This window comes from Sphingopyxis sp. JAI108, from assembly GCF_013410105.1.
GTDB lineage: Bacteria > Pseudomonadota > Alphaproteobacteria > Sphingomonadales > Sphingomonadaceae > Sphingopyxis > Sphingopyxis chilensis.
Genome location: NZ_JACCCJ010000001.1, coordinates 1302175 through 1319209, shown reverse-complemented (window position 1 = coordinate 1319209; position 17035 = coordinate 1302175). Strand labels below are relative to the sequence as shown.

Genomic DNA, 17035 nt, shown 5'->3' with positions numbered 1-17035 from the left:
GACAAGATGACGACCTGCCCCAGCCCGCTCGACGCGCTGCTCTCGACGCTGCGCACCGAAGAGGGCGTGGCGAAGGCGCATATCGACGAAGGATGGATGCAGGGGCGAACCGCCTATGGCGGGATCAGCTCGGCGGTCGCGCTCGCGGGCACGATGGCGCTGCATCCGACCGAGACGCCGCTGCGCTATGCGCAGATCAGTTTCGTCGGCCCCGTAGGAGGCGACTGCACGGTCGAAACGCGCGTGCTGCGCCAGTCGAAATCCTCGCTGTTCATCGACGCCGGCGTGTCGAGCGATCAGGGCTTCGGCACCGCCGCGGTCTTCGCTTTCTCGGGCGAGCGGAAAAGCCATCTCGATCACAACCGGCTGACGATGCCTGATACGCCCGATCCGGAGACGCTGGCGCCGGTGCCCGAGCATCATGCGCGCCCGTCCTTCACGCGCCATTTCGATATGCGCCCCACGACGGGTCCGCGCTTTGCGTGGAAAAGCGAGGTCGGCGAATATCTGACCTGGGTGCGCTTCGTCGAGGAACCCGCCTGCCATCCCGCAGTCGCGCTGCTCGCGATGGGCGACGCGCTGCCTCCCGCCGCTATGGCGCTGTTCAGCCAGTTCGGCCCGATCAGTTCGATGAACTGGACGGTGAACATGCTCACCGGGACGCCCGAAACCGATGACGGATGGTGGCTGCTCTCGGCGAAGACCGGCTATGCGCGCCACGGTCTGTCGGTGCAGGACATGATGCTGTGGAACCGCGCCGGCGAGCCGATCCTCAGCGGCAGTCAGGCGATCGCAATTTATGCGTGACGATATGCGTCAGTCGTCCCAGCCGTAATCGTCGTTCGGGCCGTCATGATGGCGCTCGCGCCATTTCTTCTCGGCTTCGCGCCGTTCCTTCGCGGCTTCCCGGCGGCGCTCATCGTCGAGCTTGGCCAATTCACGGTCGCACTCGAAGGCCTTTTGACGGAACTCGCGCCGAGCCTTCGCTTCATCGAGCTTCTTGTCGCAATCGGCGACCGTCTCCCAATGCTTCTTGCGGTAATCTTCCCGATAGTCTCCGGGATCGGCTGCCGCAGGGACGCCACTCAATAACAGCGCCGAAACGCCGAAAGCGGCAAAACGGATAAGCATGGCCGTTCTCCTTTGGATCGACGGCGTAGCAAAGCCAAGATGAACGCATATTGAAGCGGTGCGCCGCGCCGGGTCAGGACCGTCCCGTGGCCAACAGGATCGGGCGCCGCCTTCCCTAAGGCGCCAGCGGCAAAGCGATCACCGCATCGAGCCCGCCGCCTGCGCGGTTGGCCAGCGTCAGCGCCCCGCCCTCACCCTCGGCGATATCGCGCGCGATCGACAGGCCCAGCCCGGCGCCGCCCGTCGCACGATTGCGCGACTGTTCGCCGCGCGCGAAGGGTTCGATCAGCGTCCTGATCTGCTCTTCGGTCAGGCCGGGGCCGTCGTCCGAGACAATGATCCGCGCCTGCCCGGCCTCGACCCGCACCGACAGCCGCGCGCGCGTCCCATAGGCCACCGCATTGTCGGTAAGGTTGCGCAATGCGCGCTTGAGCAGCATCGGCCGCGCCAGCACGTCGGCATCGGCAATGTCGCCGATCGCGACATCCTTGCCGCGTTCCTGATAATCGGCCGCGAGTTCCCCCACCATTTCGCGGAGCGGGATGCGTTCCTGCGCCTCGGTTCCTGCGCCCGACCGCGCCAATGCCAGGATATCGGTCAGCATCGCCGTCATTTCCTCGATGCTCGCGATCATCTTGTCGCGCAGCGCGTCGTCGTCGACCTGCTCGACGCGCACGCGCAGGCTGGCGAGCGGGGTTCGCAGATCGTGACCCACCGCGCCGAGCATCCGGTCCTTGTCGGACAGCATCGTCGAAATCCGGCCGCGATAGGCGTTGAAGGCGGCGATGAGGTCGCGCATGTCCGACGGCCCTTCCTCTTCGAGCGGCGGCGCGTCGCGCAGCGCCGGATTGGTGCGGGCGGCGCGTGTCAGGTCGCGCAAGGGCCGTGCGACGCGCCACGCGATCAGCATGACCGGGACGAGGAGGAGGAGGTAGAGCGAGAGCGTCTGCCAGACGAGAAAGCCCTGCAACCGGTCGCCGCCGACCTGAATCCGGCTGCGCACCGCGAAATGGCGGCCATCGACCTTTGCCGAGACGATGACGATCCGGCCCGGGAAATTGGGACGTTGCAAGCGCGAACGCGCGGGCAGTATCCAGGCATCGACCGCTTCGACCTGGACCTCGGCATCGTGCAGCAGGCCCGAGACATAGTCGGCAAGATCGGGCATCCGCGTCGCGCCGGCGGGCACCGGGATCGGCGTTTCGGATATCACGAGCTTCGGGCCGCGCTCGCGCCCGCGCCGGTCCTGGTTTCGGTCTTCGCGGCGTGCGCGGTACTCGCCGCGCCGGTCGCGCTCGACGGCGTCGATGATGCGCGCGACGGCCATCCCGCCGCCATGCGCAAGAAACTGCTGCTTCTGCCCGCGCGCGAGCAGCGCGAAGTTGATCGCCTGCGCGACGAAAAGCATCACCGCGACGGCGAAAACGAGCTGCCCGACGAGGCTGCGGGGCCACAGGCGCGGCTTCACGCGGCGGGTCCCATCCGTTTCACTTCGCAGGCGAGCGTATAGCCCCCGCCCCACACGGTCTTGACGATCTGCGGATGCGCGGCGTCGACTTCGATCTTCTTGCGCAAGCGGCTGACCAGATTGTCGATCGCGCGGTCGAAGATATCGGCCTCGCGCCCGCGGACGAGATCGAGAAGCCGGTCGCGGCTCATCACCTGCCGCGGATGGCGGACCAGCGCATGCAGCAGATGATATTCGCCCGACGACAGCGCTATTTCCTCGCCCGCCTCGTCGACGAGCACGCGCTCGACCTCGCGCAGCACCCACGGGCCAAAGGCATAGCTCGTCCCGCCTCCGTCGATCGCGCGGCCGCCTGCCTGCGTCCGCCGCAATACGGTGCGGATTCGCGCCACCAGTTCACGCGGGTTGAAGGGTTTGACGACATAATCGTCGGCACCGATCTCCAGCCCGATAATGCGTTCGGTATCCTCGGCGCGCGCCGTGAGCAGGATGACGGGAATGCTGCTCGTCTCGCGCAGGTGGCGCGTGAGCGACAGTCCGTCCTCGCCGGGCATCATGATGTCGCTGACGACAAGGTCGACCGTCTGCGCGCGCAGCACCGAGCGCGCCTCGGCGGCGCTTGCCGCATCGACCACCATAAAGCCCTGCGCGGTCAGATATTCGGCGAGCGGTTCCCGGATCGACGGTTCATCGTCGATCAGCAGAATACGCGGCGTATCGCTATCGGTCATCGGGTTTCCGTCAAAAAGATGCTAGTTCGCCCACCGGTCCGCGGGGACCGGTGGGCGATAGCTGGCAGGGACCGGCGGCAAAGGCAATGCCGGGAGGGGGATGGCCTGTCGTTACCTGAAAGGCCCCTGCCAAATGGCTTATTCGCCCGCCGGAGCAGCCGGGGCCGCACCGCGCTTGGCGCGCCACGCGCCGCGCTGGGCCTTGCGTTCCTCGGGCGTCACCTGACCGTCCTTGTTCGCATCGGCCGCATCGAAGCGCGCGAGCACCGCGGTCTGGAACTCGGCCTGGCTGATCGCCTTGTCGCCATCGGTATCGGCCTTGCCCATCATCATGCCATGATGGCCGCCCCGCTTGCCGTGATGGCCGCGTATGCCGTGGCGCTTGCCCTTGCCGGCCTCGCCGGCCTCGGTGCGCCTTTCACCGCGCTTGGCGGCGCGGTCGGCACCATGCTGGTCCCATTCGGCCTTGCTGATGCTGCCATCGCCGTCAGCATCGAGGCGAGCGAACTTCTTCTCCTGCATCTCGGCGCGTTTGGCCGCGCGATCGGAGCCGTCGAGTTTGCCGTCCTTGTTGGCATCGAGCTTCGCGAACATCTCGGTGGCCGTGGTTTGCACCTCGGCGCGGGTCTGCACCGCATTACGATCGCCGCCACCGGGGGCGGCGAGGACGGGCACGGCAATCAAGGCCGCGCCCAGCGTCAAAAGAGGGATTTTCATGGTCATGTGAGCGAACTCCTTCGAGGGACCTTGCGGGGGGAGAGGCGGGTCCCGATGAAGGCGTTTTAGCCGCGATTTGTCCCAGCCCGTTGCCGGATCATCGAAAAAATGTCGCAAAATGTCGCAGAAAGGGCGCGCCGTTCATGGGCGCGCAAGCGGACGGGGCCGATCCGCACCAAAGTCACGGACCGGCCCCGAACCACCATCGTCAGGGACTGACGGGTGAATCTTCGTCATTATCGGCGACGAGGATGATCGCGCCAACGCCGACCAGCAGGCCGACAAGCCCGATGATCCAGCTCGAATTGCCCTCAAGCTCGTTTGCTCCCGCAGCGACCGACGCCGCGCGCGGCGCGCTCGATGCGGCCGAGGCCGCGACCGGGGCAGCAACGACCGACAGGGCCGCGAAAGTTATCGCCGTCTTTTTGAATATTCTCATTTCATTCTCCGTCATTGGAACATGTCCCTACCGCCGATCAACGAATCAGCGGCCAGCATCGATCCCCCCACCACATGCCGTTCATCGCGGAAGTTGGACGGGTCAGCGAACCGGCGCCCGGCTGCGGCACCGAAAGTTTCACAGCAGCCTCAGCATGTTGCGGCGGCGATGCACTGCCCCTACGCTCGCGCCGTAAAAGCAGGAGGGAGAATCGCATGACCGACACGGCGCCCGATCGACGGACCATTCTCGCGGCGATGGGCGGCCTTGCCGTCGCATCGATCGCACGCCCCGCATGGGCGCAAGAAAACGGCGACGCGCGCCTCGATGCGCTGCTTTCCGCCCAATTCGAACAGGGGCTGCGCGACGAGCCGACGCGCGCCACCTCGCTCGGCATCGACACCGGCGTCCGCGCCGCGCTCCGCGCGCAATTTCCCGACTGGTCGCCTGCCGCGCGCGAGGCGCGGACCCGCCAGATCGACCGCGACCTCGCTGCCGTCCGCGCGATCAAGGGCGATACGCTCGGCGAGGCGGCGCGCATCGCGCACGACAGCGCCGAATTCGACCTCGTCACGCGGCAGCGGCTCGCGCGCTTCCCCTATCATACCGGCGGCTTCGGCCACCGCCCCGGCCCCTATGGCGTTACCCAGCTCGGCGGCTTTTACACCGGGGTAAGCACATTCCTTGACAGCCAGCATCCGGTCGCGACAAAGGCCGATGCCGACGCCTACATGCTGCGGCTCCAGGCGATCCCCGCGTTGTTCGACACCGACACCGAAATCGTCAAGGCGAATGCCGCGATGGGCGTCGTCGCACCGCGGTTCATCCTCGACCAGGCGCTTCAGCAGCTCGGCCGCCTGCGCGACGGCGACGTCGCGGACAAGACGCTCGTCGCGTCGATCGCGAAACGGAGCGCCGTCATCGGCCTGTCGGGCTATGGCGAGCGCGCGGCGGCGGTGTTCGAAGGGCCGATCCGCGCCGCGCTGACACGACAGATCGACGCGCTGACCGAACTCTTGCCCCGAGCGGGGATAGACGCCGGCGTCGCGCGCCTGCCCGATGGCGAGGCCTATTATGCCGCGACGCTCGCACAGCATACGACGACGAACCTCGGTGCCGCCGAAATCCATCGCATCGGCCGCGAGCAGGTCGCCGACCTGACGTCGCGGATAGACACGCTGCTCAAGGCGCAGGGCTATACGAAGGGCAGCATCCGCGACCGGCTAAACGCTCTCGGCAAGGCAGAGGGCCAGCTCTTCGCGAACGACGACGCCGGCCGCGCCGAGATGCTCGCCTATTTGAACGGCCTGCTCGTCAAGATTCGCGGCCGCCTGCCGCAGGTGTTCAGCCACTTGCCCAAGGCGCCCTATGAAATCCGGCGCGTCCCTCCAGAGATCGAGATCGGCGCGCCCGGCGGTTCGGCGCAGGCCGGCACCCCCGACGGCTCGCGCCCCGGCATCTTCTTCATCAACCTGCGCGATACCGCCGAATGGCCGCGCTACACGCTCCCCACGCTCGCCTATCACGAGGGCGCGCCGGGTCATTTGTTCGAAGGGGCACTGAAGTTCGAGGACAGCGAACTGCCGCTCTACCGGCAGGCGGCGTCGGTCACCGCCTATGGCGAAGGCTGGGGCCTCTACGCCGAGCAGGTGGCCGAAGAGCTTGGCATGTATGACGACGATCCGCTCGGCAAGATCGGCTACCTCGCCTCTTATGCCTTTCGCGCGTCGCGCCTCGTCGTCGATACCGGGCTTCATTCGATGGGGTGGAGCCGCGAACAGGCGATCGACTATATGGTCGAAAATTCGTCGAACTCGCCGAGCGCGTCGCGCACCGAAATCGACCGCTATATCGTCTATCCGGGGCAGGCGTGTTCGTACAAGGTCGGCCAGATCGCGATCAGCAGAGCGCGCGATGAGGTATCGAAGCGTCCGGGCTATGACATCAAACGCTTCCACGATGTCGTGCTGGGCGCGGGTCGCATCCCGCTCGCAGTGCTCGAACGCCGCGTCCGAGAAGCCTTTCCCGCCTAGAAACGAGTAAGCCCCGTCGCATTTCTGCGGCGGGGCTCCCTAGACTTCGTCCGAAGACAGAAGTCATATCCTGCTCATTCTTTCGATCAAGCAGGTAGATGAAACGCGGCGGGCCGCTGATGGTTCCCGCCGCGTTCCGATTTTTTTACGTTATTTTCCGCGCGGCGGCCGAACCGAGGATCAGGAACAGCACGACGAGCGCCAGGCCGACGAAAAACAGGATCTTGGCGACACCCGCTGCCGCACCGGCGACGCCGCCAAAGCCGAGCACTGCGGCGACCAGCGCGATCACGGCGAAGATCAAAGCCCATTTGAACATCTGAAGTCTCCTTGGCATTTGCGCGCGGCACCGGCTTCGAAAGCCCACGGCTTTCGAGGGGGAAACGGCCGGGGGCCGCGCCTCAAATCTCTGATTGTCGATACGAAAGGACAACGACGCCCCTGCGCGAAAGTTCCGGCCTTCCGGCAGATAGCCCCTTGCCTATCGTGCTCGCGATGCGTTTATGCGGACATCTTTCGAGGGAGTTTCATGCCTATGCCATCGCCCAACCGGCCGCTCGCGGCTGCCGCAATCGCCCTGTGCCTTTCCGCTGCAGCGTTGGCGCAGCCCGGGGAAGCGCCTGCGACACAAGGAACCGCCTATCTGAACAAACAGATGGCCGCCCTCGCCGAACGAAACGGCGCCGATGGCTGGCGCGTGACCCCGAGCGGACTTCGCTGGCGCCGCGTCGCCGGCGACGGCAGCGGCGCACACCCCGGCCCGGCGGATGAGGTGACGGTCCATTATGTCGGCACCTTCGCCGACGGCCGCGAGTTCGACAGTTCGGTCGCACGCGGCGAACCGGCGACCTTTCCGCTCAATCGCGTGATCGACGGCTGGCAAGAGGGTGTCCAATTGATGGGTGTCGGCGACAAGGTCGAATTCGCAATCCCCTGGCAGATCGCCTACGGCCCCGACGGAAAGGGCCCGATCCCCGGCGGCGCGACCCTGCTGTTCACGGTCGAATTGCTCGCGATCGAACCTGCGCGCTGATATCGGAAGGGAAATCCTGCAACGGATCGACGCGGCGCGGAAAGCTCGCCCTCAATTTCCCGGTCGCATCCTTATTGCGCCTTGGGCGCCGACATGAACACTTCGCCCGTGGCCCGGTCCACCGAGAGACTGGGCGAGCTCTTGCAAGGAAAGGACGTGTTCATCGCGATCATGAACAGCAGATGCGTCGATACCTGCCGGATCTCCGGATTGCCCCGAAGATATTTGTGGAACACTTCCCTGTTCTGCTCATAGGTCGCCCCGGCCGGCAGGCAGTAAATGGCCTCCTCGGGCGATTTCTCCGCGTTCATCACCGGCGCATCGGCGATTCCCATGAAATATCCGATGCAGGCGCTATCGTATTTCGCCGCCGCTACGCACTGATTATAATAGGAATTGCCACCCGCGAGGCTCTCGCGCGCTTGAAAGGCCGCGCTGTCGGCCGGAGTCATCGCAGCGAACAGAGCCAGAGCAACCAACCGCTTCATTCACCCTCCCCGGGGCTTTCGTCCCATAGCCGCTCTATACCCTAAGTCCGCGCCAGCCTAGCGATATGCGGCGTCCCGCCGCATCGGGGGAAGCACATGGCGAACGCGACCCCAAACCAGACGGAACCGTCGAAAACATTGTGGAAGCTTACGGCGAACAGTCAGACCTGCCGGTGTCGGTGGTTCAGAAGGCTTGGAGCGGGTAGCGGGAATCGAACCCGCCTAGCTAGCTTGGAAGGCTAGAGCATTACCACTATGCTATACCCGCATCGCCAAGGTCGGCGGCGATTGCCATTTTGATCGGCCGCCGTCAAGCGCGCCGTTGAGAACATCTTGGCAACATGTCATTATTGCGGCAGGCGAAATCCATGTGGCGTCTGAAGGGGTCCGCTGGCTTGCGGAGCGAGCCAGCGGCCGCCCTGTGGTATATGTTCCCGGCAATCATGAATGGTACGCCCGTTTGCTTCCTGAAGAGGCCACTAAAGCCGAATCTCTAGCAGGTGAATTGCACGTCCACTTCCTCATGGATGCCGCCGTGACGATCGGCGACGTGCGATTCTTGGGCGCGACGCTTTGGACAGATTATGAGCTCATGGCCCCGTCTCCCCTTTCTGTCGAAAGGGCCATGATGGAAGCCTCCAGATATCCAAATGATCACCATCTGGTCGACATACGTCCCGGAGTGCGGTTTCAACCAGGGATGCGTCGGACGCGGTGCAACGCGAAGGGGGCGTGTATAGCTATCGCCTGCTCGATTGCGCCATGGCCGAACCGGACTGGTCGGCCCGGAGCGATCTTGGCCTTTCCGCCGGCACGCCAGCGATCCGCATGCTGTGCCTGCATTTGTGCGACGACCGGCCGTTCCAGCTGGAGGAGCGCCTGATCAATATCGAGGCGGCGCCGCAGATTACTTGTCAGCCGCTCGAAACGGTCAGTCCCGGCCAATGGCTTCTCGCGCATGTGCCCTGGACCGAGGCCAAGCATATGATTTCTGCGCAGAATGCCGATAGGAAGCTTGCAGACCATCTCGGCATCGACCCCGGCAAAGCCTGCCTGGTCGTGGAGCGGCGAACATGGAACGACGACGTGCCGGTAACATTCGCCCGGTTCTGGTATCCTGGCGGCGACCACGCCCTCGAAGGTCATTTTCATCCCTCCTGGTAAGCGCTAAGCTGAAAACGGCCGGCAGAAGACATCGCGCCTTCCGGCCTTGAAGGGGTAATTCCGAACATCGGGTCTCCAAATTGCCCATGCTTGTCAATCGCCACACCCGCGATTACACGCTTAGCCGTGACGAACCCGCTCGCTTCTGCCATGGATCGCCTGATAGCCGCGCTATGCGTTGCGCTTATGCTGTTCTATGCGGCAACAATTCCGGCCAAAGCGGCGAACCAGATTCAGCACGCGCCGGGACTGATGATCGCGCACGATCATGATGACCCGGCCAGTTTCTCGGTCGACACCGTCCATGATAATGATGACGCGCACGCCGAGCATCATGAAGACACCTCTGATGGCGAGGATGAGCCCGGCGATCGCGCCGGTGGAGGTCATCATCATCATGGCGACAGCGGCCCCAATCTGCTCGTCCCCGAAGCCGCTGCGGGCGAAGCCCGCACGTCGCTCGCCAGTCTGCACCAGGCGATTCGAGAACGACATATCGTCGGGCTGCGATCGCCCGGACCCGAACGACCTCCCAGAAGCACCTCGCTGACCGTCTGAGTTCCCGCGCCTTCTGAGGTGTGGGCTTTTCCTATGCCTTTCAGCGAGGCCGCTATCTCATGTTTTCCTTTCATCGTGCGCGCTCCGGCGCGCGTGCCGCGCGTAGAGCCATGCTCTGCGGGGCGGTCCTGCTTATCCTCGTGGCGCAGCCTGCATCGGCGCAAACTCTGGGCCTCGACGAAGCGCTTTCGCGGGTCGCGACGAACGACCCCGCTATCGCTGCCAATGCCGCGCGTCTCGAAGCCGCCGACGCCGCCATCCTGCAGGCCGACGTCCGTCCGCGCGATGTCGTCGGCATCGATTTCGAGGATTTCGCCGGGACCGGACCCTATTCGCCGCTGAACCGGTCGCAGGCGACCGGCTGGTATGAGCGGACGTGGGAACGCGGCGGCAAGCGCGAGGCGCGTATCGGCGCGGCGCGGGCCGATGTCGCGATCGTCGGAGCGCAAAACCGCGTCCGCCTGCTCGATCGCCTCGCGCGCGTGCAAGCGGCGTGGGTCGAGGCGCTGGCCACCGAGGCCGCGATCCCCGTCGCCGAGACGCGCCTCGCCGATCTCCAGCGCGTCGAACTCGATGTCGTGAAGCGCGTCACCGGCGCGCTCGATCCGTGGTTCGCCGCCGAGCGCGCGCGGACCAATGTTGCGCAGGCCGAAATCGCGCTCGAACAGGCGCGCGAAAGTGCACGGAACGCGCGTAATAATCTCGCGGCCTGGTGGGGCGGCAGCGGCGACTTCAAGCTCGACCCCGCCCTTTTCGAGACGCTCGATCTCGCCGTGCCGCCAAAGGCGGATTCGGCCGACGTCGCCATTCTCGCGGCCGAACTCGCAGCCGCCGACGCCAAGGTGAAACTCGCCGAGGCCGGCAATGTCGCCGATCCGAGCGGACGGGTCGGGCTTCGCCACTTTGGCGAGGGCAATGACGTCGCGGTGATGGTCGGCGGCTCGATCCCGCTCGGCACCAAAACTGCCAATCGCGGTAATGTGGCGCGGGCGCAGGCCGAGAAGCGCGCCATCGAAGCCGATGTCGCGGTGACACGAGTCGAGATCGAGCGAGAGATCGGCAAGATTGTGGCGGATCGGCAGCTGATTGCGTCCGAGGTCAAGCGCATCGATGCCGAAGTGCTGCCCAGCGCGACGCGCGCGGTGCGGCTGATCCGCGACGGACTAGCGCGCGGCGGCACGGCTTTCACCTTCCTCGAATTTTCGCAGGCGCAGGCGGCGGTGTCCGACGCGCGGGCGCGGCGGATCGAGTTGCTTCGCCGCTTTCACCTTCTGGGCGTCCGGCTCGACCGTTTGACCGGCCGCCACACACCCCTGCTTGCCAAAATGGAGACGATACGATGACCAAATATCTGCTCGGGGCGGCGTCGGTCATTGCCCTGGCTTTGCTCACTGGCTGCGGCGACAGCGGCACGGAGAACAAGGAAACCACAGCGGCGAAGGCCGGCGAATATGAGCGCGGCCCGCACCGCGGCCGGATGCTGCGCGAAGGCGATTTTGCGCTGGAGGTCACCATCTTCGAAGATGGCGTCGATCCCGAGTTTCGCGTTTACGCTTATCGGAACGACAAGCCGGCCAAACCCTCGGACGTCAAGCTGACGATCGAGCTCGGCCGCCTCGGCGGCAAGGTCGATCGCTTCAGCTTTGCGCCGCAGGAGGATTTCCTGCGCGGCAGCGGGGTGGTCACCGAACCACACAGCTTCGATGTTCGCGTCGCCGCGTCCGAAGGTGGCCGCAGTCACAAATGGGCCTATCAGTCCTATGAGGGCCGCACGGTGATCGCACCCGACGCCGCCAAGGCTGGCGGGGTCAAGGTCGAGGCCGCAGGACCGGCGACGGTCAGCGACCTCATCGACATGAGCGGCCGGATCGAGATCACGCCCGAAGGAAAGGCCGATGTCCGCGCGCGGCTGCCAGGCCTGATCGTGTCGCTGAACGGCAAGCTCGGTCAGCAGGTCCGCCGCGGCCAGGTGCTGGCACGGGTGGAATCAAGCCATTCGCTCCAGATTTACACGGTGCCAGCCCCGATCAGCGGCACGATCGTCGAGAAGAATGTCAATGTCGGCGACACGACCGGCGACCGTGCGCTGTTCGTGATTGCCGATCCGACCAAGCTCCACGCCGAGTTCTTCGTTTATCCGCGCGATGCCGAGCGAGTGCGCGTCGGTCAGCCGGTGAGCCTCAAGAGCCTTTCGGGTGAAGCGCGCTTTCAGGCCGAGGTCGAGGCGGTGCTGCCAACGGCGGATGTCGCGAGCCAGACGATGCTCGCGCATGTCCATCTGCCGCCGGTCGCGTCGCGCGAGTTCCGGCCCGGAATGGGCGTGGAGGGCAGCTTCGCCGTGTCGCAAGCGAATGTCCCGCTCGCGGTGCGGACCAAGGCGATCCAGCGCTTCCGCGACTTCGAGGTCGTCTTCGCCAAGGTCGGCAACACCTATGAGGTGCGGATGCTGGAAATCGGTCGCCGTACCCCCGAGTGGACGGAAGTGCTCGGCGGGCTCGCGCCCGGCGAAATCTATGTCACCGATGGCGCTTTCCTGATCCGCGCCGACATCGAGAAGTCTGGGGCCAGCCATGACCATTGATCCAGCCTCACCGGGTAAACTCCCTTTGCTTGAACGACTGATTGCGGCTGCAATCCGCTTTCGCTGGTCGGTCATCGCAATTGTCGTTTTGCTCTGCGCGATCGGCGTCTGGAGCTTCCAGCGCCTGCCGATTGACGCCACCCCCGACATCACCAACGTCCAGGTCCAGATCAACAGCGAGGCGGCGGGCTTTTCCCCGCTCGAAGCCGAACAGCGCGTCACCTTCCCGGTCGAGACGGCGATCGCCGGCCTGCCGGGACTGCAATACACCCGCTCGGTATCGCGCTACGGTCTCTCCCAGGTCACTGCGGTCTTCGAGGATGGCACGAGCATCTATTTCGCGCGGCAGCTCATCAACGAACGGCTGCAATCGGCGCGCGAACAGCTACCGCCCGGCGTAACCCCCGAAATGGGACCAATCGCGACCGGCCTCGGCGAGATCTTCATGTATACGCTGGAGGCCGAGCCGGGGGCGAAGAAGCCCGACGGCAGCGCCTACACGCCCGAGGATCTGCGCACCTTGCAGGATTGGGTAATCCGTCCGCAGCTTCGCAGCACGCCCGGGGTGACCGAGGTCAACAGCATCGGCGGCTTCGAGCGCCAATATCATGTGACCCCGATCCCGGCGCGGCTCTCGACCTACGGACTCACGCTGGGCGATGTGGTGCAGGCGCTCGAACGCAACAACGACAATCGCGGTGCGGGCTATGTCGAACGCTATGGCGAGCAATATCTCGTCCGCACGCCGGGTCAGGCCGCCGGCACCGACGAACTCGGAATGATCATCGTCAGCAACCGGAACGGCGTGCCGATTCGTATCGCCGACGTCGCCGACATCGGCATGGGCGAGGAGCTACGCACCGGCGCCGCGACCGAAAATGGCAAGGAGGTCGTGCTCGGTACCGTGTTCATGCTCGCGGGCGAGAACAGCCGCATCGTTGCGCGCGCCGCCGCCGAACGGCTCGAAGAAGCGGCAAAGGCGCTCCCCGCGGGCGTGAAAGCCGTCGCGATCTACGACCGCACCGACCTTGTCGAGCGCGCGATCTGGACCGTCGAGAAAAACCTGATCGAAGGCGCGCTCCTCGTCATCGTCATTCTCTTCCTGCTGCTCGGCAACGTCCGCGCGGCGCTGATCACCGCGGCGGTCATCCCGATCACGATGCTGATGACGATCAGCGGCATGGTGCGCGGCGGCATCTCGGGCAATCTGATGAGCCTCGGCGCGCTCGACTTCGGTCTGATCGTCGACGGCGCGGTCATCATCGTCGAGAATTGCCTCCGCCGCTTCGGCGAGGCACAGCACCGGCTCGGCCGCCTGCTCGATCGCGACGAGCGCTTCCAGCTCGCGGCGACCGCAACGTCTGAAGTGATCCGCCCATCGCTGTTCGGGATGCTGATCATCGCGCTCGTCTACGTGCCGATCTTCGCGCTCACGGGGGTCGAGGGCAAGATGTTCCACCCGATGGCGATTACCGTCGTGATGGCGCTGACCGCTGCACTCATCCTTTCACTCACCTTCGTGCCGGCAGCCGTAGCGCTGTTCGTCACCGGCAAGGTCGAGGAGAAGGAAAGCCGGCTGATGGGCTGGGCGCGGCGCATCTACGCCCCCGCGCTCGACAAGGCGATGCGGGCTCGGGCCGCGTTCGTCGCGGGTGCGGTCGCGCTTGTCGTGATCTCGGGGATCGCCGCAAGCCGGATGGGCTCGGAGTTCGTGCCCAATCTCGATGAGGGCGACATCGCGCTCCACGCGCTCCGCATCCCAGGAACCAGCCTGTCCCAATCGGTGCAGATGCAGACCGCGCTCGAAGCGCGGATCAAGCAGTTCCCCGAGGTCGACCGGGTGGTGGCGAAGATCGGCACCGCCGAAGTCGCGACCGATCCGATGCCGCCCTCGGTCGCCGATACCTTCATCATCATGAAGGATCGCGCCGACTGGCCGAACCCGCGCAAGCCCAAGGACCAGCTTGTCCGCGAACTGCAAGCCGCAGTGGCAGAGATTCCGGGCAATAATTACGAGTTCACCCAGCCGATCCAGATGCGCTTCAACGAACTGCTTTCGGGGGTGCGCGCCGATGTCGCGATCAAGGTCTTCGGCGACGATCTCGATACGCTGCTCGAAATCGGTCAGCAGCTCGATGGCGTGGCTTCGGGCCTCGAAGGAGCGGCGGATGTCAGCGTCGAGCAGGTCACCGGCCTGCCGATGCTGCAAATCACCCCCGACCGGGCGGCGCTCGCGCGCTTCGGCCTCAACGTCGGCGACATCCAGGATGTCGTCGCGGTGTCGATCGGCGGGGTCCAGGCCGGCCAGATTTTCGAGGGCGACCGGCGCTTCCCGATCGTCGTTCGCCTGCCCGAGAACGTCCGCGAACGGGTCGACGAGATCGGGCGGCTGCGCATTCCGCTTCCCGCCATCGGCCCATCGGCCGACGTGACGATGGGAGCGGCGCCCGATGCGGGGCTGCGCGGTTTCGTGCCGCTCGCCGATGTCGCGAAGGTCGAGGTCGTGATCGGCCCCAACCAGATCAGCCGCGAGGACGGCAAGCGCCGCGTCGTGGTGACCGCGAACGTGCGGGGCCGCGATCTCGGCTCGTTCATCGCGGAGCTTCAGGCCAAGGTCGATGCCGAGGTCGAGGTGCCCCCCGGATATTGGGTCGCTTATGGCGGCACCTTCGAGCAGCTGATCTCGGCGGCAAAGCGCCTGCAAGTCGTCGTGCCCGCCGCGCTACTGCTGATCTTCGGACTGCTATATGCGCTCTTCCGCTCGGCCAGGGATGCGGCGATCGTCTTTTCGGGGGTGCCGCTCGCGCTCACCGGGGGCGTCGCCGCGCTGCTCATCCGCGACATGCCGCTGTCGATCTCGGCCGGGGTTGGCTTCATCGCCCTGTCGGGGGTGGCGGTGCTCAACGGCGTCGTGATGCTGAGCTTCATCCGACAGCTGCGTGAAAGCGGCAGCGGGCTGGACGAAGCGATCCGCGAAGGCGCGCTGACGCGTCTGCGCCCGGTGCTGATGACCGCGCTGGTGGCGAGCCTCGGCTTCGTGCCGATGGCGTTCAACGTCGGCGCCGGTGCCGAGGTCCAGCGACCGCTCGCGACCGTGGTGATCGGCGGCATCGTCTCCTCGACGATCCTGACCTTGCTCATCCTGCCCGCGCTTTATCGCATGGTCCACGGACGCGGGGCGAAAGACCAGACAACCGAGCCCCCAGCGGCCCGGCCTTAACCGGCCTGACCGCTCGCCCCGCGCATCCTTGCGGCGCGCGGGGCACCCATCACCAAGGAGAATATCCGCATGTTCATCCGGACGACCGTCCCGCGGGGCAAAAATCTTCAGAGGCTCCTGCTCGCGCTAAGCCTGACCCTACTCACGCTCGCGGCAGGCGCCGATGCCTGGGCGCATAATGTCGCCGAGGGCGACAAGGGCTATATCCAGGAAAGCAGCGGCGTCCTCTTCTGGCCGTTCGTCTATCTGGGCGCCAAGCATATGGTCACGGGCTACGACCATCTGCTCTTCCTCTTCGGCGTCATCTTCTTTCTCTACCGGATGAAGGACATCGGGCTGTATGTGACCCTGTTCGCGATCGGCCATTCGACGACGATGCTGTTCGGCGTGCTCACCGGCATCAGCGCCAACGCCTATATCATCGACGCGATTATCGGCCTGTCCGTCGTGTATAAGGCGCTCGACAATCTCGGCGCCTATCAGCGCTGGTTCGGCGTCCAGCCGAACACCAAGGCCGCCACGCTGATCTTCGGTTTCTTCCACGGCTTTGGCTTGGCGACCAAGATCATCGAGTTCGAGATCGCGCAAGAAGGGCTGATCGCAAACCTGCTCGCCTTCAACATCGGGGTCGAGATCGGGCAATTGCTGGCGCTCGGCGCTATCCTGATCGTCATGGGCTTCTGGCGCCGCACGCCGAGTTTCATGCGCCATGCCTTCGCCGCCAATGTGCTGCTGATGACCGCGGGCTTCGTGCTCGTCGGCTACCAGCTCGCCGGCTACGTCATCAGCTAACCCAAAGGAAATCCATCATGTTCAACAGCCAGAAACCCCAAATCGAAGACTTGCCAACAAGCCGTCAACTTTTGAGAGCGACCGCATTGGCGTTCGCCGCCGCCGGCGCGATCCTCGTCGCGGTCGTGCTCCCCAGCGAATATGCGATCGATCCAACGGGCATCGGCCGTCAGCTCGGCCTCACCCGGATGGGCGAGATCAAGGCCCAGCTTGCCGAGGAAGCCGCAGCCGATGCGACCGCTGGCGCCGCGCCCGTTGCCCCGGCTTCGCAGGCAGCACCCGCAAAGGTCGCGACAGTGGGCGCGGCGGCCGAAGCCCCGCGCTCGGACACGATGAAGCTGACCCTCGCGCCGGGCCAAGGCGCCGAGATCAAGGCGACGATGGCGAAGAACGCGCGCCTCACCTTCAACTGGTCGGTCGAAGGTGGCCGCGTCAATTTCGACACGCACGCCGATGCACCGGGCATCGATTACCACGGCTACGGCAAGGGCAAGGAGACCGCCGGTGAGTCCGGTGAGCTTGTCGCCGCCTTCGACGGCAAGCATGGCTGGTTCTGGCGCAATCGCTCGGCCGGGCCGGTCACGATTACGTTGCGCACCGAAGGCGCCTATACCGACCTGCGCCGCGTCGTCTGACGACGCGGTCTGCCTCCGGCCGGCAGCGTCTGGCCGGAGACCATT

The 17035-nt window shown here is 65.4% G+C and carries 17 protein-coding genes and 1 tRNA gene; 10 read left to right on the top strand and 8 right to left on the bottom strand.

The genetic code is table 11. The features are described from left to right. Positions 1-6: 6 nt before the first annotated feature. On the top strand, positions 7-807 hold the full coding sequence (locus HDC29_RS06260; RefSeq protein ID WP_179495436.1) for an acyl-CoA thioesterase II: 801 nt from the start codon (positions 7-9) through the stop codon (positions 805-807). A 9-nt stretch (positions 808-816) separates the two neighbouring features. Here HDC29_RS06260 and HDC29_RS06255 read toward each other — a convergent pair whose 3' ends face one another. The 5 genes from HDC29_RS06255 to HDC29_RS06235 form a co-directional block, all read right to left on the bottom strand. After that, positions 817-1131, bottom strand: coding sequence for a hypothetical protein (locus HDC29_RS06255; RefSeq protein ID WP_179495434.1), 315 nt, complete (start codon positions 1129-1131; stop codon positions 817-819). Positions 1132-1246: 115 nt separating this feature from the next. Continuing rightward, the gene (locus tag HDC29_RS06250) at positions 1247-2599 is read right to left on the bottom strand and encodes a sensor histidine kinase (protein WP_373562766.1); all 1353 of its coding nucleotides are present in this window, start codon (positions 2597-2599) and stop codon (positions 1247-1249) included. After that, entirely contained in the window at positions 2596-3330 is a 735-nt protein-coding gene (locus HDC29_RS06245; protein ID WP_179495432.1) for a response regulator, read from the bottom strand. The genes HDC29_RS06250 and HDC29_RS06245 overlap by 4 nt, the downstream gene beginning before the upstream one ends. A gap of 138 nt (positions 3331-3468) precedes the next feature. Continuing rightward, the gene (locus tag HDC29_RS06240; RefSeq protein WP_179495430.1) at positions 3469-4053 is read right to left on the bottom strand and encodes an EF-hand domain-containing protein; all 585 of its coding nucleotides are present in this window, start codon (positions 4051-4053) and stop codon (positions 3469-3471) included. Positions 4054-4255: 202 nt separating this feature from the next. After that, entirely contained in the window at positions 4256-4486 is a 231-nt protein-coding gene (locus tag HDC29_RS06235) for a hypothetical protein (RefSeq protein ID WP_179495428.1), read from the bottom strand. A gap of 215 nt (positions 4487-4701) precedes the next feature. Here HDC29_RS06235 and HDC29_RS06230 point away from each other — a divergent pair, with 215 nt between their 5' ends. After that, positions 4702-6519, top strand: coding sequence for a DUF885 family protein (locus HDC29_RS06230; protein ID WP_179495426.1), 1818 nt, complete (start codon positions 4702-4704; stop codon positions 6517-6519). A 145-nt stretch (positions 6520-6664) separates the two neighbouring features. Here HDC29_RS06230 and HDC29_RS06225 read toward each other — a convergent pair whose 3' ends face one another. Then, the gene (locus tag HDC29_RS06225; protein ID WP_179495424.1) at positions 6665-6838 is read right to left on the bottom strand and encodes a DUF1328 domain-containing protein; all 174 of its coding nucleotides are present in this window, start codon (positions 6836-6838) and stop codon (positions 6665-6667) included. Between the two features lie 210 nt (positions 6839-7048). Between HDC29_RS06225 and HDC29_RS06220 the strand changes: the two genes are divergently transcribed. After that, the gene (locus HDC29_RS06220; protein WP_257018079.1) at positions 7049-7552 is read left to right on the top strand and encodes an FKBP-type peptidyl-prolyl cis-trans isomerase; all 504 of its coding nucleotides are present in this window, start codon (positions 7049-7051) and stop codon (positions 7550-7552) included. A gap of 71 nt (positions 7553-7623) precedes the next feature. On the opposite strand, the gene HDC29_RS06215 is transcribed toward HDC29_RS06220, so the two are convergent. Together HDC29_RS06215 and HDC29_RS06210 are read right to left on the bottom strand one after the other, a co-directional pair. After that, on the bottom strand, positions 7624-8040 hold the full coding sequence (locus HDC29_RS06215; protein WP_179495423.1) for a Rap1a/Tai family immunity protein: 417 nt from the start codon (positions 8038-8040) through the stop codon (positions 7624-7626). Positions 8041-8234: 194 nt separating this feature from the next. Then, a tRNA-Gly gene (locus HDC29_RS06210) sits at positions 8235-8308 on the bottom strand. Between the two features lie 464 nt (positions 8309-8772). Here HDC29_RS06210 and HDC29_RS06205 point away from each other — a divergent pair. The 7 genes from HDC29_RS06205 (at position 8773) to HDC29_RS06175 (ending at position 16990) form a co-directional block, all read left to right on the top strand. After that, positions 8773-9204: a UTRA domain-containing protein gene (locus HDC29_RS06205; protein WP_326913376.1), complete on the top strand. Its 432-nt coding sequence runs from the start codon at positions 8773-8775 to the stop codon at positions 9202-9204. Positions 9205-9354: 150 nt separating this feature from the next. Continuing rightward, complete coding sequence (locus HDC29_RS06200; RefSeq protein WP_179495421.1) at positions 9355-9762, top strand: hypothetical protein; 408 nt, start codon at positions 9355-9357, stop codon at positions 9760-9762. Between the two features lie 110 nt (positions 9763-9872). After that, positions 9873-11105, top strand: a complete 1233-nt coding sequence (locus HDC29_RS06195) for a TolC family protein (RefSeq protein ID WP_257018077.1) — start codon at positions 9873-9875, stop codon at positions 11103-11105. Next, positions 11102-12343, top strand: coding sequence for an efflux RND transporter periplasmic adaptor subunit (locus HDC29_RS06190; RefSeq protein ID WP_179495416.1), 1242 nt, complete (start codon positions 11102-11104; stop codon positions 12341-12343). Before HDC29_RS06195 ends, HDC29_RS06190 begins: the two co-directional genes overlap by 4 nt. 25 nt (positions 12344-12368) lie before the next feature. After that, positions 12369-15563: a CusA/CzcA family heavy metal efflux RND transporter gene (locus tag HDC29_RS06185; protein WP_179497284.1), complete on the top strand. Its 3195-nt coding sequence runs from the start codon at positions 12369-12371 to the stop codon at positions 15561-15563. A gap of 69 nt (positions 15564-15632) precedes the next feature. Next, the gene (locus HDC29_RS06180) at positions 15633-16355 is read left to right on the top strand and encodes a HupE/UreJ family protein (protein WP_179495414.1); all 723 of its coding nucleotides are present in this window, start codon (positions 15633-15635) and stop codon (positions 16353-16355) included. Positions 16356-16441: 86 nt separating this feature from the next. Continuing rightward, positions 16442-16990 (top strand): transmembrane anchor protein, encoded by a 549-nt coding sequence (locus HDC29_RS06175; RefSeq protein WP_257018076.1) that lies wholly within the window; start codon positions 16442-16444, stop codon positions 16988-16990. Positions 16991-17035: the final 45 nt, after the last annotated feature.